Source organism: Ralstonia chuxiongensis (genome assembly GCF_024158925.1).
Lineage (GTDB): Bacteria > Pseudomonadota > Gammaproteobacteria > Burkholderiales > Burkholderiaceae > Ralstonia > Ralstonia chuxiongensis.
Window position 1 is genome coordinate 645,476 of sequence record NZ_JAMYWC010000001.1, and the last position, 13,834, is coordinate 659,309.

General features: G+C 62.3%; 15 protein-coding genes. 9 read left to right on the forward strand and 6 right to left on the reverse strand.

Going from position 1 to position 13,834, the window contains the following annotated elements; genetic code table 11:
• The first annotated feature begins 150 nt into the window (after positions 1 to 150).
• Genes nosZ through NKG59_RS02805 form a run of 8 tightly spaced genes read left to right on the forward strand, consistent with a single transcriptional unit; the run spans position 151 to position 8,906 of the window.
• Positions 151 to 2,106, forward strand: a complete 1,956-nt coding sequence (gene nosZ / locus NKG59_RS02770) for a TAT-dependent nitrous-oxide reductase (RefSeq protein WP_045201927.1) — start codon at positions 151 to 153, stop codon at positions 2,104 to 2,106.
• 16 nt (positions 2,107 to 2,122) lie between these two features.
• On the forward strand, positions 2,123 to 4,741 hold the full coding sequence (locus NKG59_RS02775; protein ID WP_253535042.1) for a 4Fe-4S binding protein: 2,619 nt from the start codon (positions 2,123 to 2,125) through the stop codon (positions 4,739 to 4,741).
• Complete coding sequence (locus NKG59_RS02780) at positions 4,729 to 5,991, forward strand: nitrous oxide reductase family maturation protein NosD (RefSeq protein ID WP_253535044.1); 1,263 nt, start codon at positions 4,729 to 4,731, stop codon at positions 5,989 to 5,991. The genes NKG59_RS02775 and NKG59_RS02780 overlap by 13 nt, the downstream gene beginning before the upstream one ends.
• Entirely contained in the window at positions 5,984 to 6,892 is a 909-nt protein-coding gene (locus NKG59_RS02785) for an ABC transporter ATP-binding protein (protein ID WP_045201930.1), read from the forward strand. The genes NKG59_RS02780 and NKG59_RS02785 overlap by 8 nt, the downstream gene beginning before the upstream one ends.
• A gap of 8 nt (positions 6,893 to 6,900) precedes the next feature.
• Positions 6,901 to 7,728: an ABC transporter permease gene (locus NKG59_RS02790; protein ID WP_045201932.1), complete on the forward strand. Its 828-nt coding sequence runs from the start codon at positions 6,901 to 6,903 to the stop codon at positions 7,726 to 7,728.
• Positions 7,725 to 8,264 carry a nitrous oxide reductase accessory protein NosL gene (locus NKG59_RS02795; RefSeq protein ID WP_253535046.1) on the forward strand — a complete coding sequence of 180 codons (540 nt, stop codon included), beginning with the start codon at positions 7,725 to 7,727 and terminating at the stop codon, positions 8,262 to 8,264. The genes NKG59_RS02790 and NKG59_RS02795 overlap by 4 nt, the downstream gene beginning before the upstream one ends.
• Before the next feature lie 19 nt (positions 8,265 to 8,283).
• A complete protein-coding gene (locus NKG59_RS02800) occupies positions 8,284 to 8,553 on the forward strand; it encodes a hypothetical protein (RefSeq protein ID WP_253535047.1) in 270 nt (89 codons plus the stop codon).
• Between the two features lie 2 nt (positions 8,554 to 8,555).
• Positions 8,556 to 8,906 carry a toxin-antitoxin system TumE family protein gene (locus NKG59_RS02805; RefSeq protein WP_253535049.1) on the forward strand — a complete coding sequence of 117 codons (351 nt, stop codon included), beginning with the start codon at positions 8,556 to 8,558 and terminating at the stop codon, positions 8,904 to 8,906.
• A gap of 50 nt (positions 8,907 to 8,956) precedes the next feature.
• Here NKG59_RS02805 and NKG59_RS02810 read toward each other — a convergent pair whose 3' ends face one another.
• Positions 8,957 to 9,376 (reverse strand): c-type cytochrome, encoded by a 420-nt coding sequence (locus NKG59_RS02810; protein ID WP_052672757.1) that lies wholly within the window; start codon positions 9,374 to 9,376, stop codon positions 8,957 to 8,959.
• Between the two features lie 212 nt (positions 9,377 to 9,588).
• Here NKG59_RS02810 and NKG59_RS02815 point away from each other — a divergent pair, with 212 nt between their 5' ends.
• Complete coding sequence (locus NKG59_RS02815) at positions 9,589 to 9,780, forward strand: hypothetical protein (protein ID WP_253535690.1); 192 nt, start codon at positions 9,589 to 9,591, stop codon at positions 9,778 to 9,780.
• Positions 9,781 to 9,871: 91 nt separating this feature from the next.
• Here the strand turns inward: NKG59_RS02815 and cheZ are convergent, their stop codons facing one another.
• The 5 genes from cheZ to NKG59_RS02840 form a co-directional block, all read right to left on the reverse strand.
• Positions 9,872 to 10,540, reverse strand: a complete 669-nt coding sequence (gene cheZ, locus NKG59_RS02820; protein ID WP_092972198.1) for a protein phosphatase CheZ — start codon at positions 10,538 to 10,540, stop codon at positions 9,872 to 9,874.
• Entirely contained in the window at positions 10,540 to 10,941 is a 402-nt protein-coding gene (cheY, locus tag NKG59_RS02825) for a chemotaxis response regulator CheY (protein ID WP_004627759.1), read from the reverse strand. Before cheY ends, cheZ begins: the two co-directional genes overlap by 1 nt.
• 150 nt (positions 10,942 to 11,091) lie before the next feature.
• Positions 11,092 to 12,219 (reverse strand): protein-glutamate methylesterase/protein-glutamine glutaminase, encoded by a 1,128-nt coding sequence (locus tag NKG59_RS02830; RefSeq protein WP_253535050.1) that lies wholly within the window; start codon positions 12,217 to 12,219, stop codon positions 11,092 to 11,094.
• Positions 12,220 to 12,241: 22 nt separating this feature from the next.
• A complete protein-coding gene (gene cheD / locus NKG59_RS02835; RefSeq protein WP_045202244.1) occupies positions 12,242 to 12,859 on the reverse strand; it encodes a chemoreceptor glutamine deamidase CheD in 618 nt (205 codons plus the stop codon).
• Positions 12,860 to 12,948: 89 nt separating this feature from the next.
• Positions 12,949 to 13,830 carry a CheR family methyltransferase gene (locus NKG59_RS02840; RefSeq protein ID WP_253535052.1) on the reverse strand — a complete coding sequence of 294 codons (882 nt, stop codon included), beginning with the start codon at positions 13,828 to 13,830 and terminating at the stop codon, positions 12,949 to 12,951.
• Positions 13,831 to 13,834 lie beyond the last annotated feature (4 nt).

Consider the following 13,834-nt stretch of genomic DNA (forward strand, 5'->3'; position numbering starts at 1 on the left):
TAATAGGTTATTCAAATTTCCAATGGTCAATCGAATAGGGCTCATTGCAATTCAAATCGAATTGATGGGTTTCCCATGACTTTGATGGCTATCAATAGCAAATTCTTGCGGTTTGTTAATGTGGTTTCCAATTCTGAGGGAGCGTAAGAGATGAGCCAATCCAACAATGATTTTGAGAATCCGATTCCTGTGAGTCCGACACGACGCAGCTTTCTGAACCGGACGGCAGCGGGTCTGGTCGGCGTGGGCCTGTCCGCCGGCCTGGCAGCCTGCAACAAAGGCTCAGACAAGGACGCACCTGCGGCGGCGGCTCCGGCCGATGGCAAACCGGGCGCAGCCGGCAGCGTCGACTACAGCAAGTACGAAGTTCCGCCCGGCCAGTTGGACACGTACTACTCGTTCTCCAGCGGCGGCCACTCGGGTGAAGTTCGCATCTACGGTCTGCCTTCGGGACGCTGCTTCAAGCGCATCCCCGTCTTCAACATCGATTGTCTGGTGGGCTGGGGCATCACCAACGAATCGAAGAAGATCATGGGCACCAATCCGGACGGCACGCTCAAGTACTGGACCGGCGATACCCACCACGTGCATCCGTCCTATACCGACGGCACCTACGATGGGAAGTACATCTTCGTCAACGACAAGATCCACAGCCGGCTCGCCCGTGTGCGCATGGACACGATGGAATGCGACAAGATCGTCGAATTGCCGAACGTGCAGGGCTTCCACGGCGTCTTCCCGGACAAGCGGGACCCGGTGGATGACAAGATCAACCACACCACCCGCGTGTTCTGCGGCAACGAGTTCCATATTCCGCAGCCCAATGACGGCCGCGACCTGAACGACCCGAAGAAGTATTTCTGCCTGTTCACCTGCGTGGACGCGGAGACCCTCGAGCCCCGCTGGCAGGTCAAGGTCGACGGCAACATGGACTTGGTGGCAACGTCGTATGACGGCAAGCTCGCCGCTTCCAACCAGTACAACACTGAAGGCGGCGTGCATTACGAAGAGATGATGTCCGCCGAGCGCGACGCGTGCGTCTTCTTCAACATTGCCCGGATCGAAGCCGCCGTCAAAGCCGGCAAGTCCTTCACCATCGGCACCTCGAAAGTCCCTGTCGTCGACGGCACCAAAGCCGCCAACACCGACCCGAAGACTGCGCTCACATGCTATGTGCCAGTGCCCAAGAACCCGCACGGCGTGAATGCCAGCCCGGACGGCAAGTACTACGCCTGTTCCGGCAAGCTGTCACCGACGGCGACGCTCATCGAGCACGACCTGGTCTTGAAGTGGTTCAACGGCGAGCTCAAGGAACCGCGCGACTGCGTCGTCGCCGAACCCGAGATCGGGCTCGGGCCGCTGCACACCGGTTTTGACAATCGCGGCAACGCCTATACCACGCTGTTCCTCGACAGCCAGATCGTCAAATGGAACCTCGAAGCGGCGATCAAGGCGTTCAAGGGCGACAAGACCGCCGTGCCGGTGGTCGACCGCATCGACGTCAATTACCAGCCGGGCCACGGTTTCACCTCGATGGGCGAAACCAAGGAACCGGATGGCAAGTTCTTCATCTCGGACAACAAGTTCTCGAAAGACCGGTTCCTGCCGGTGGGCCCGCTCCACCCGGAAACGGCTCAGCTCATCGACATCTCGGGCGACAAGATGAAGCTCGTGGCAGACCATGCGGTCTATTCCGAGCCGCACGACTCGATCGTCATCCGCCGCGACATCATCAAGACGCGTCAGGTCTACAACATCGATGAATTCCCTAACGCGGTGAAAGACCCGAAGGAGTGCCGCGTCGAGCGCAAGGGCAAGCAGGTGACGGTCTACCTGACCTCGCAGGCACCTGCTTTTGGCTTGCGCGAGTTCACCGTGAAGAAGGGCGACGAAGTGACCATCATCCTCACCAACCTGGACAAGGTGGAGGATTTGACCCACGGCTTTGCCATCCCGAAATACAACATCAACTTCATCGTGAACCCGCAGGAAACCAAGTCGGTCACCTTCAAGGCCGACAAGCCCGGGGTCTACTGGTGCTACTGCACCAACTTCTGCCACGCGCTGCACCTGGAAATGCGCTCGCGCATGCTTGTTGAGGCATAAGGGAGAAGGCGGACGTATGAAACAACTGTTCTCACGATTGGCGGTGATTGCCGCCACTTGTGCGATGGACACGTCCGCACTGGCGGGCATCGGCGGCATGGCTTATGAGGCGCCGCTGCCCGCCGGTTTATCGACCGACCCGAACCTCTGCGCAATGGTGCCCTGCACGGACGTGCTGCCTGGCGCCAGCAGCTTTTCCCCGCGCAAGGGGCACCCTCCTTACGTGGAGGGCTATCGCGACGTTGCCGGCAAGCGCCAGCTGGTGGGCTATACGTTCCTGTCGACCGACATCGTGGACATGCCCGGCTATTCAGGCAAACCCATCATTACCCTGATGGGCATGGATGCGCACGGCGTGATCACGGGCGTCAAGGTCCTGCGACATTCCGAGCCGATCCTTCTGCTGGGCATTCCAGAAACACAACTGACGCACTTCACCTCGCAATACATCGGCAAGTTCGTCGGCGGGAGCATCGAGATCGGCAAATCCCACGCAGTGAGCGAGGGCACCGTCGAACTCGACGCGATCAGCGGTGCGACCGTGACGGTGATGTCCGAGAATCAGGTCATCCTGCGCAGCGGCAAGGCCGTGGCCGAGCAGGCCGGAATCATCGCGCCCAAACGGCGCGCCCAGGCGAAATTCACGCCGGCAAATCAGCCGCTGAGCTGGAAGGCACTGCTCGACCAGGGCGCCGTGCAGCGTCTGACCGTGCACCCAGAAGACGTTGGACTCCAAGCCAGCGGCCAGCCTTATGTGGATATGGTGTTCGGTGACGTCAGTGCGCCTGTCGTAGGACGCAGCATCTTGGGCGATGCGAATTACGCATCGCTCATGTCGAGCCTGAAACCCGGCGAACACGCGATCTTCATCGCGTCGAACGGCACCGAGAGTTTCAAAGGCTCGGGCTTCGTGCGCGGGGGCATCTTCGACCGCATCCAGGTCGCCCAGGACACCGACACCTTCACCTTCCGGGACCTCGATTACCAGAACCTCTACGGCATCCGCGCAACCGGTGCGCCGGAATATCGCGAATCCGGCATCTTCATCATCCGCAGCCCCGGATTTTCGTCGGCGTATCCGTGGAAGCTGGTGTTCCTGGCCAACAAGTTGGACGCGGAGACCGGCGCAAAGACGTTCACGAGCTTCGACCAGGAATACTGGCTCCCGGCGAATGAGCTCGTTGGCGGGCGGCCGCAGTACGATCGCCCCGCTGCGCCCTGGCTGCAGATCTGGAAGGCGCGTGCCGTCGAGATCGGACTATTCGTCCTCCTGTTGATCAGCGCAGGCGTGGTGTATGCGTCGCGAGACACGCTGGTCCGCCGGTCCAGGCGCAAGGATAAGCGCTGGGTCTCCTGGCCCAAGTACGCACTGTGGACCACGAGCATCGGCTTCGCTGGGTTCCATCTCATGGCGCAGCCGTCCATCACGCAGGTGCTGACATGGTTCCACGCCATTCTCTTCAAGTGGCGGTGGGATCTGTTCCTGTCCGATCCCTTCATCTTCCTGTTCTGGTGGTTCATCATCATCAGCGTGTTCTTCTGGGGCCGCGGCATGTTCTGCGGTTGGCTGTGTCCCTACGGCTCGATGAGTGAGATCCTCTACAAGGTGGGGGGCAAACTTGGCCTTGCGCGCTTCCAGTTCCAGTTGCCCAAGGCGCTGCACGACAAGCTCAAGTGGATCAAGTACGGCGTGTTTGCCGGTCTGCTCGGGATGTCGTTCTACTCAATGGGCACCGCCGAGAAGCTGGCGGAGATCGAGCCTTTCAAGACGACGTTCCTGGTCGGCGTGTGGAACCGGACGTGGCCCTTCGTCACGTTCTGGAGCGTGCTGGCTGTCGCCGCCCTGTTCATCGAGCGGCCATTCTGCAAATACCTGTGCCCGCTGGGTGCATCGCTCGCAATCCCGTCCACATTCCGGTGGTGGGGTCTGAAACGCAAGCAGGAATGCGGCCCATGCCGCGCCTGCGAGGCGGGCTGCGGATCACAGGCGATCGGACGCGATGGCAAGATCGACCAGCGCGAATGCCTGCTGTGCCTGGATTGCATGGTCATGTATTACGACGATCATGCGTGCCCTCCGCTGGTCAAGGAGCGCAAGCACCGCACGAGCGCCGGCTTGAAACTGACACCGATCGGCGCCGACGGCTACTACATCCCGATCCAGCCAGTGCCAAGCGCGCCGCACAAACCCGCTGCACCGGCGCCTGCTTCGCTGCCGCTGCCGCCGGTGGGCATCGTCGCCCGGTTGCGTCGCGAGCTGACTGACCACCTCTTCCCCTGGAACCGGCAATTTCTCGCCCACCCGTTGTTCTTCCGTGCCGCCGGCATTGGCCTGGCCGTGCTGGTCACCTGGGCGTGGCTGCTCGGTGCGGGCGGCAGGCTTGGCGCCGGCATCGTGCTCGGCTGGTGGTTGGCGTGGTCCGCCTACGAATGGGTCATGCGCATGGCGTGCAAGCCCTATGTGAAGGAAGGCGCCTGGTGGGGTTACAAGCTGCGTACCGCCTCCTGGGCCGACATGGCCGCCTATGTGGGCATGAAGAACCTGCTGATTGGCGCAGGACTCTTCCTTGCCATGAAGGGCGTGGGCGTGCTTCCGGCACTGCAATCCTTACCCCAACTGAAATGGCTGTACTGAACCGGCTCCTCTGCGCGATCTCGGCACTGCTGGTCTGCACTGCGGCCTGCGGTGCGGAGATTCGCGTGCACGCCGGCAGTTCGATTTCGCAGGCGGTCACACTCGCGCATGCAGGGGACACCCTCATCATCGAGCGCGGTCGGTATCTAGGCCCGGTCCGGATCGACAAACCCCTGACCCTTGTGGGCATCGACCGCCCCACCATCAGCGGCGGCCTTGTCGGAGATGTGATCCGCGTCACGTCGCCGGACGTCACGATCGATGGGCTGATTGTCAGCGACAGCGGCGACGACCTCGGTGCGCAGAACGCCGGCATCTATATCCAGCCCGGCGCCGATCGCGCCACGGTTAGACACTGCGAGCTCACTTACAACCTGTTCGGCCTGTGGATTGAAGGCGTGAAGGATGTACGCATCGTGGGCAACGTGATTGCCGGCAAGCGCGATTACCCTTCCGCCCAGCGCGGCAACGGCATCCAGCTCTACAACACGACGGGTGCGCAGCTCGACGGCAATGAGATCAGCTTTTCGCGTGACGGCATCTATGTCGATGTCTCGCACCACGCGCTGTTTCGTGCCAATCGCATCCACAACGTGCGCTATGGCACGCACTACATGAACTCCAACGACAACGTGTGGGAGGGCAACGAGGCCTACCACAACCGCGGCGGACTGGCGCTCATGATGACGCGCCGCCAGATCGTGCGTGGCAACCGCGCCTGGGGCAACACGGACCACGGCATCATGCTGCGCACCATCCAGGATTCAGTCATTGAAGACAACGTCGTGTCCGGAAACCTGCGCGGTTTCTTCGTCTACGACGCCGAATACAACGTGCTGAGCAACAACCTCGTCATCGGCAACACGGTTGGCATGCACGTATGGGCCGGGTCCATTCACAACAAAGTGGACGGTAACGATTTCATCGATAACCAGGAACAGGTGCGCTACGTTGCCACACACGACGAGCCCTGGGGCGGGCGTAGCGGCAACTATTGGAGCAACTATGCCGGGTGGGACCGCAACGGCGACGGCCATGGCGACGTGCCCTATCGCGCGAGCGATCTGATGGACCGGCTGTTGTGGCGCTTTCCGAGCGCCAAGCTGCTGCTCAATAGCCCCGCGGTACAAACGTTGAGGCTGATCTCGGAGCAATTCCCGCTGCTGCGCTCACCCAGTGTGGTCGATGCCAGCCCCCGCATGCGTCCACGGGGCAATGATTGGCGCGCGTGGGTGAACAAGCATGATTGAAGCGAGGCAACTGGTGAAGCGCTACGGCGAGATCGAAGCCGTGGCGGACGTGAGCCTGACGGTGCATCCCGGCGAGCTATTCGGCCTGATCGGCCACAACGGCGCGGGCAAGAGCACGCTGTTCAAGATGCTCCTTGGCCTGGAGGCGCCCACCGCAGGTGAAGTGCGCATTGGAGGCCAGCCCATGAGCAGTGGGGCCTTCCGGTCGGTTCGGCGCAACCTTGGCTATCTGCCGGAAAACGTGGTGTTCTATGACAACCTGACTGGCCAGGAAACACTGGAATTCTTCGCTGCGCTCAAGCGCGCGCCACGAACGGATTGCGCGCGCGTGCTGGAACGGGTGGGGTTGTCCCATGCCGCAGACCGCCGCGTGCGCGGATACTCCAAGGGCATGCGCCAGCGGCTCGGTTTTGCCCAGGCCCTGCTCGGCCAGCCCACACTCCTGTTTCTCGACGAGCCCACAAACGGCCTGGACCCGCAGGGGATTCGCGACTTCTATCGCACCCTGGGCGAACTGCAGGCGCAAGGCGTGACCATTGTGCTGACCTCGCACATCCTCTCGGAAATCCAGGAGCGGGTGGGTCGCCTGGCGATCATGAAGAATGGACGCGTGCACGCGCAGGGGACGGTGCAATCGTTACGCGAATCGATGGCCTTGCCGCTGTGGTTCGACCTACGCCTGACGGGCGGCCCAGAGCATGCCGAGCCCGCACTGCGGCGCGCGCTCGCGGCCGCGCCAGGATGCGAACTGCACATGGATGGATCGCGCGCCACTGTGCTGTGCCCACGGCCGGCGAAGATGCCATTGCTGCAATCACTATCCACGCTCGGCGCAACACTTGCCGACCTGCAACTGCGCGAACCTTCGCTCGAAGACGTGCTCCTTGGCCAACCGGCTTGAGGTCAGAGATGCAATTGACACTCGAACCCCGGCAGATCGGGATCATCATCGCCAAGGAATTCCACGACCGCATCCGCAACCGGTGGGTGCTGGCGGTAACCACCGTATTGACAGCCTTTGCGCTGGTGATCGCCTACTTCGGCGCGGCACAGCAAGGCGAAGTCGGGCTGCGCGGCATGGAAGTCACGATCGCCAGCCTGGTAAGCCTGGTGATCTATCTCGTACCGCTGATTGCGTTGATTCTCGGCTTTGATGCGATCGTGGGCGAACGCGAACGCGGCTCGCTGGATCTACTGCTTTCCATGCCGATCACCCGAGTCGAGCTGCTGCTCGGCAAATACCTCGGCTTGGCGGCCGCGCTTGCGTGCTCCACGGTCGTCGGCTTCGGGGTGGTCGGGATACTGTTGGCCGTCAAGCTGCCGCTCGCGGCCATGTATCACTACGCCGGCTTCATGCTCAGTTCGGTGCTGCTGGGCATGGCCTTCCTGAGCCTGGCCCTGTTGGTGTCCGTCATCGCCGCCGACCGCACGCGCGCAAGCGGTGTCGCCATCGCGCTGTGGTTCTTCTTCGTGCTGGTATTCGATCTGCTGCTTCTCGGGGCACTGATCGCCACGGGCGGAAAGCTGGGATCGGACGCCCTGCCCTACCTGATGCTGCTGAATCCGGCAGACATCTTCCGCATCCTCAATATCTTCAGCTTTGACGAAGTCCGCACACTCTACGGTCTGGCGACCGTGTTCCCCGAGCACATGGCCGACCCGCTCGTGCTCGGCTCGCTGATGGCCGCCTGGATCGTCGCTCCGCTCGCTGTGGCCGCATGGAAATTTCGCAAATGAAACGCACACTGCAACCTTCCCTATCCGCCCTGCGCCGCCGCGCGCGCTCGGCTCTGTTCGCCAGCGCAATCGTCCTGGCCGGCTGCCAAGGCGCCGCGTCCACGCCCGGTCCGATCGAACTCACACGCGATACGCCTTGCAGCCTCGATGGCATGACGGTGACTGACTTCCCCGGCCCGAAAGCGCAGATTCTGTATGACAAAGGCACCCCCGACGTCTTCTGCGACACCATCGAGCTTTTCTCGATCGTGCTGCGCCCCGAACAACAGCGGCACATGCTCGCCATGTACGTGCAAGACATGGCCAGGACAGACTGGAACACCCCGCAGGGCCACTGGATCGACGCCCGCACCGCGTTCTACGTCGTGGGATCGAAGGCGCGCGGATCGATGGGCGCCACGTTTGCGTCCTTCGCCTCGCAGGCCGATGCCGACGCCTTCGCCACACATCAAGGTGGCAAGGTTTACAAGTTCAACGAAATTACGCCCCAAATGGCACAGCTCGATGGTGGCGTATTGAAAGATCACCAGATGTAACCGCCCCAGAGAACACGAAATGATCAATTACTTTGCCAATCTTCCGCCCGATGATGCCGTTCAGATGGAGCAGCTCAGTCGCTTGTCCTACGAGTTGCGGGAAAGCCGGCGCAAGCTGCTCGAACCCTATGGGGTGAACGACGAGGGCGATCTGCTGGCGCGTATCGCGGCGGCAGACTTGCCGGAACACCCGGCCTATGAGCACTACCTCGGGTCACTCGCGCTTGCAACCGCCAAGCAAGAAGTCACCGCTGAACTGAAGGCGCTACTGGCGCGCATGGGAGGCTGATCATGCAGCACCTCGATCTCAAAGAGGCACTGGAGGCGCACTACGGTGCGGTGTTGTCGGAACCTCCTACGCTGTGCCAGGACGCCTTGATGGTCTCGCTCGACAACGGCGTTCTGCTCGAACTACGTTACCCCGCTCGGTCGGAATATGCGATCGCGTGGCGGTGGGGCGATGCGCAATTACGCATCGACACCGCACCGTTGCATCGCACGCTTGCCACCTTCCCTAACCATCTGCACGATGCTTCGGACGCGCTGCGCGAAGACCCCTTGACCAACCCGAACGCGGAACCCTGGGCCAACGTACGCGCCGTGATTGATGCCGTGCTGGTCGACCCGCTGTTACAGGCATAAACAAACGGCGCTCACCAGGAGCGCCGCCATGCCTGCCCGATTGCAAGTCCTTACGTCGCCTTCGACGTCATGTAATCCACCCCAGCCTTCACGTCTTCATCGCCAAGCGATGCGTTGCCGCCTTTTGCGGGCATCGTACCCTTGCTGCCCGAGAAGCCGTGCAGCGCATGGTCGTAAAGAGTGTCCTTGCCCTGCGCGATACGAGGGGCCCAATCGTCCTTCGATTTGAACATCGGCGCGCCGCCGGCACCGGTGCCGTGACACATGGCGCAAGTGGACTTGTAGACCTTCTCCCCTTTCTCGACATCGCCGGCGCTGGCCTGGGTTGCCTGCGGCGCAGCGGGCGCTGCAGCCACAGTTGCGGGAGCCGCAGTGGAGGAGGCAGCGGAAGCAGCCTCCTCATTCTTGCTGCATGCCGTCAGCAAGGTGAACCCCACCAGGGCAGCAATGGTTATAGGTCGAATGAGCACGTCGATACCTCGAATCAAAAGGAGTGAGAACAGTGGCCCAAATAGGCCATGACCATGATAAGAATGAATGCCGACTCAGGCCTTGACGCCAGTCAGCGCAAGGCTTTGCGGGGCGTTGTAACGTGTCAACTCCCCTACGGCGGTCATGGAAATACCGGTGGGATATTGCTGCAGCTGGCACCTTCCTGACGCGCACTGGATCCGGTCTGGGCATGCCATCGCCACAGTCAGTCACGGCGCCGCGCACGTCGTCGTCGGCGTATCGCGAGCCGTCGGGCGTGCGCGACTACACCGCCGATGCGGCATTGCGCAGCGAACTTCATCGCTGGCTTGCACAACTTTGGGAAGAGAAGGACGCGCAGATCGACGCCATGCTGGCGCGCGCGGCACTGAAGAACCAATGAGGTGATTCGCTCCGTCGCAGTTGTCAACCTGAGGCTGACCGTACGGAGAGACGCCGCCCCCCGCATCCTGCGAGGGGCTGGCAAGGCAGGGTCAGAACCCGAGGCTTTCCAGCAGGTCGTCGACCTGTTCCTGGTTGGCGACCACGTCCGGATGGTCCGGATTGATCTGCGGGCCGTTGAGCAGCGTCGTCGCAACTTGCGCGGCTTCCACGCGCAGGTGTTCCGGCGCGTTGTCGAGCAGGATGCCCACGAGCTGGCTTTCGATCAGCTGAACCACGTCCAGCACCTTCTTGATCACTTGGCCGGTCAAGTCCTGGAAGTCCTGAGCCATCAGGATCTCCATGAGCTGCTGGTTCGTGTCGCGGGTCTTTTCCGGAACGCTGCGCAGGAAGCCGTTGGTCTGGCCGACGAGCGCACGAATCTCTTCGTCGCCCAGTTGGCGGTCCATCCACGACTGCCAGCGGTTGACCAGCGCCTCGGCGTCGGACTCCAGCGCGTCTTGCACGGGCCGCGCCGCGTCGATGGCGTTGAGCACGCGGGTGGCCGCCTGCTCGGTCATGTTGGCGATGTAGTTCAGGCGGTCGCGCGCGTCGGGAATGGCCGATGCGGCCTTCTCCACGCCCTTGTCCAGGCCCAGCTCGCGCATGCTTTCGCGCAGCATGCGAGTGAGGTGGCCGATGCGCTGGAGCATTTCCGGCATGTCACCGTGGTCTGCGCCTTCTGCGGCAGGTGCCTGGGCGCCATCGTGCATCTCGCTCATCACGCCCCCTTTTCGAGCTTCTCGAAAATCTTGCCCAGCTTTTCGTCCAGCGTGGCAGCCGTGAAGGGCTTGACCACGTAGCCGTTAGCACCTGCCTGGGCAGCGGCGATGATGTTTTCCTTCTTGGCCTCGGCCGTCACCATCAGCACCGGCAGCTTGCTGATGGCGGTGTTGGCGTCAGCACGGATGCTCTGCAGCATCTGCAGGCCATCCATGTTGGGCATGTTCCAGTCCGAGATCACGAAATCGAACCGGCCTTCCTTGACCTTGGCCAGGCCGGCGGCGCCGTCTTCGGCCTCGTCGACGTTGGCAAAACCGAGTTCCTTGAGCAGGTTACGCACGATCCGGCGCATCGTCGGGAAATCGTCGACGACGAGGAATCGGTACTGGCTCTTGTCCATGGACACAATCTCCGCAAACTTACTGAATTGGGGGGTTTCGGGCTTCCTTGGCAATCTTATCGGCGTCTGGGGCCGATTCTTGAGCGCTGGAATGGTGCGGGGCGCCTGACTGCTGCGCCCCGCGACCAATGTACCCGCAAAAATAATGCGTTATACCCGCGTCACACGGCCATGGGCTGACAGCTTGGCCAGCACATGCGGGCCGATCTGCGACAGCGGCAGGACTTCGTGCACGCCGCCGTGGGCCACCGCCTCTTTGGGCATGCCGTAGACCACGCAGGACGCCTCGTCCTGGGCAACGTTATAGGCACCCGCGTTGCGCATTTCCAGCATGCCGACCGCGCCGTCCTTGCCCATGCCGGTGAGGATGACGCCCAGGGCGTTGGCCCCGGCATTGCGCGCAGCGGAGCGGAACAGCACATCCACCGCCGGGCGATGGCGGTTGACTGGCGGCCCCTGATCCAGCTCGGTGACGTAGTTGGCGCCGCTGCGGCCGAGCGATAGGTGCATGTCGCCCGGGGCAATGTAGGCGTGGCCGGGCAGCACACGCTCGCCGTGCACGGCTTCTTTCACGCGGATGCGGCACAGGCCGTCCAGCCGCTTGGCGAACGACGTGGTGAAACCCGCCGGCATGTGCTGCACGATCAGGATGCCGGGGCAATCGGGTGGCATTTCCAGCAAGAAATCCTTGATGGCCTCGGTGCCGCCGGTGGAAGCGCCCACGATGATGAGCTTTTCCGTCGACGAGAAATGGGTACGCGCAGGCGCTGCGGTTGCCGGTGCGTGCTCCGCGCGAACGTGTGCGCTGGGTGCGGGTGCGGTTGCCGAGCCCGCCACCGCAACCGGGGCGGCAGTGCGCGGACGCAGCTTTGCCCGGGCCGCCGTGCGGATCTTGTCGGCGATCTGGTCGGCGTATTCGTTCATGCCGTCGCGCATGCCCAGCTTGGGCTTGGCGACAAAATCCACCGCGCCCAGCTCCAGCGCGCGCAGCGTGGCTTCAGAGCCGCGCTCGGTCAGCGAAGAGATCATGACCACCGGCGTCGGGCGCAGGCGCATGAGCTTTTCCAGGAAGTCGAGGCCGTCCATCTTCGGCATTTCGACGTCCAGCGTGAGCACGTCCGGATTGGTCTGCTTGATGAGGTCGCGCGCGATGATCGGATCGGGCGCCACACCCACCACTTCCATGTCCGGTTGGCTGTTGATGATCTCCTTCAGGATGCTGCGGATCAGTGCGGAATCGTCGATGCACAGCACCTGAATCTTGCGTTTGTCGTTCATGTTCGGGAGCAAGTTTCAGGGATTAAGTGAAGAGTTGCAGGCGCGAGGCAGGCTTCGTCGTGATGGACTTCGACAGCTTGCTGGCGTATTGCGCCTCGCTGTCCAGCTCGGCCGCCGTGTTTTGCGAGCGCAGCTTGCGCACCATGATCTGGCCGGTGGACGGTACGAAATACACCTTGCGCGGGTGTACGTCAAAGAGATCTTTGGCGGCCACCGTCAGGCCTTCATTGCGCAGGAATTCGAGCACGAACTTGCCGTTGCGCTCGCCCACGTCAAGCGTGCTCATGCCGGCCAGCACGGCGGCGCCGCCAAATACCTTGATCTCGAGGCGCTCACGCTTGGCGCCTGCCTTGTAGAGCTGGTTGAGCAGCACTTCCATGGCGTGCGTGCCATAGCGCATGGATGGCGACAGGATCGATTCCCCCTCGTTGCGCGAGGGCAGCATGAAGTGGTTCATGCCGCCAATGCCGAGGGTCTTGTCGCGCACGCAAGCGGAGACGCACGAGCCGAGCACCGTGACCAGCATCAGGTCTTCGGTGGTGACGGAATACTCGCCGGGCAGCACTTTCATGGCGCGCCGGCCGAAGGTGGTGTCGTAGTACGCGTGGGTGCTGGCGGCCGATTGCGCGAGCGTGGCCATGGCGCCAGCGCTCATGCCGCTGCTCATGCCGCTATCGCTGCGCACGGCGTCGGCCGCCGATTGCAGGGTCGCGCGTTTGCCGAATTCGATCATCGTGCCCCCATCTTGGCGCGCAGCTCGGGCGCGATTTCGTACACGGTCTTGCCGCGCAGCGACCACGCCTTGGTGACCTGCAGGAAGCTCTCCGAATGGCCGGCAAACAGCAGGCCATCGGGTTTCATCACGTCGATGAAATGCTCAAGAATCTTGGCCTGCGTGGGCTTGTCGAAATAGATCATCACGTTGCGGCAGAAGATCACGTCGAACTTCTGCTGCAGCGGCCAATCGCGGTCGAGCAGGTTGATCTGGCGGAAGTCGATCATGGCCTGCAGCTCGGGCCGCACGCGTGCGTAGCCCTCCTGCTTGCCGGTGCCGCGCAGGAAATACTTTTTCAGGCGCTCGGGCGACAGGGCCGCGACTCGCTCCATCGGATAGATGCCGGCACGTGCACGGGCCAGCGCGTTGGTATCCACATCCGAGGCAACCACGCTCACCTGGCTGGGCGACATCGAACCAAAGGCTTCGGCCAGCGTGATGGCGATCGAGTACGGCTCTTCGCCGGTCGACGATGCCGAGCACCACACGGTGAACGGCGTGCGCTTGGCCTTGGCGTGCTCGTGCAGGATCGGGAAGTGATGCTGCTCGCGGAAGAACGCGGTTAGGTTGGTGGTCAGTGCGTTGGTAAAGGCTTCCCACTCGTCGGGCAGTTGGCCCTTTTCCAGGGCATCCAGATAATCGCGGAACGAGCCGAGGTTGACCACGCGCAGGCGGCGGGCCAAGCGGCTGTAGACCATTTCACTCTTGCGGTCCGACAGCGAAATACCAACGCGGCGGTAGATCAGGTCGCGGATGCGGCCGAAATCTTCGGCCGTGAATGAAAACTCGCGCGACGCGAGCGTCGGCGAAACTGGCGCCAAGTTTTGTGCTGCCATGGAT

Bases quoted from the DNA above. Each gene is read 5' to 3' on its own strand.
- nosZ (WP_045201927.1), top strand. From the start codon at position 151: ATGAGCCAATCCAACAATGATTTTGAGAATCCGATTCCTGTGAGTCCG.
- NKG59_RS02775 (WP_253535042.1), top strand. From the start codon at position 2,123: ATGAAACAACTGTTCTCACGATTGGCGGTGATTGCCGCCACTTGTGCG.
- NKG59_RS02780 (WP_253535044.1), top strand. From the start codon at position 4,729: ATGGCTGTACTGAACCGGCTCCTCTGCGCGATCTCGGCACTGCTGGTC.
- NKG59_RS02785 (WP_045201930.1), top strand. From the start codon at position 5,984: ATGATTGAAGCGAGGCAACTGGTGAAGCGCTACGGCGAGATCGAAGCC.
- NKG59_RS02790 (WP_045201932.1), top strand. From the start codon at position 6,901: ATGCAATTGACACTCGAACCCCGGCAGATCGGGATCATCATCGCCAAG.
- NKG59_RS02795 (WP_253535046.1), top strand. From the start codon at position 7,725: ATGAAACGCACACTGCAACCTTCCCTATCCGCCCTGCGCCGCCGCGCG.
- NKG59_RS02800 (WP_253535047.1), top strand. From the start codon at position 8,284: ATGATCAATTACTTTGCCAATCTTCCGCCCGATGATGCCGTTCAGATG.
- NKG59_RS02805 (WP_253535049.1), top strand. From the start codon at position 8,556: ATGCAGCACCTCGATCTCAAAGAGGCACTGGAGGCGCACTACGGTGCG.
- NKG59_RS02815 (WP_253535690.1), top strand. From the start codon at position 9,589: ATGCCATCGCCACAGTCAGTCACGGCGCCGCGCACGTCGTCGTCGGCG.
- cheZ (WP_092972198.1), bottom strand. From the start codon at position 10,540: ATGAGCGAGATGCACGATGGCGCCCAGGCACCTGCCGCAGAAGGCGCA.
- cheY (WP_004627759.1), bottom strand. From the start codon at position 10,941: ATGGACAAGAGCCAGTACCGATTCCTCGTCGTCGACGATTTCCCGACG.
- NKG59_RS02830 (WP_253535050.1), bottom strand. From the start codon at position 12,219: ATGAACGACAAACGCAAGATTCAGGTGCTGTGCATCGACGATTCCGCA.
- cheD (WP_045202244.1), bottom strand. From the start codon at position 12,859: ATGGCCACGCTCGCGCAATCGGCCGCCAGCACCCACGCGTACTACGAC.
- NKG59_RS02840 (WP_253535052.1), bottom strand. From the start codon at position 13,830: ATGGCAGCACAAAACTTGGCGCCAGTTTCGCCGACGCTCGCGTCGCGC.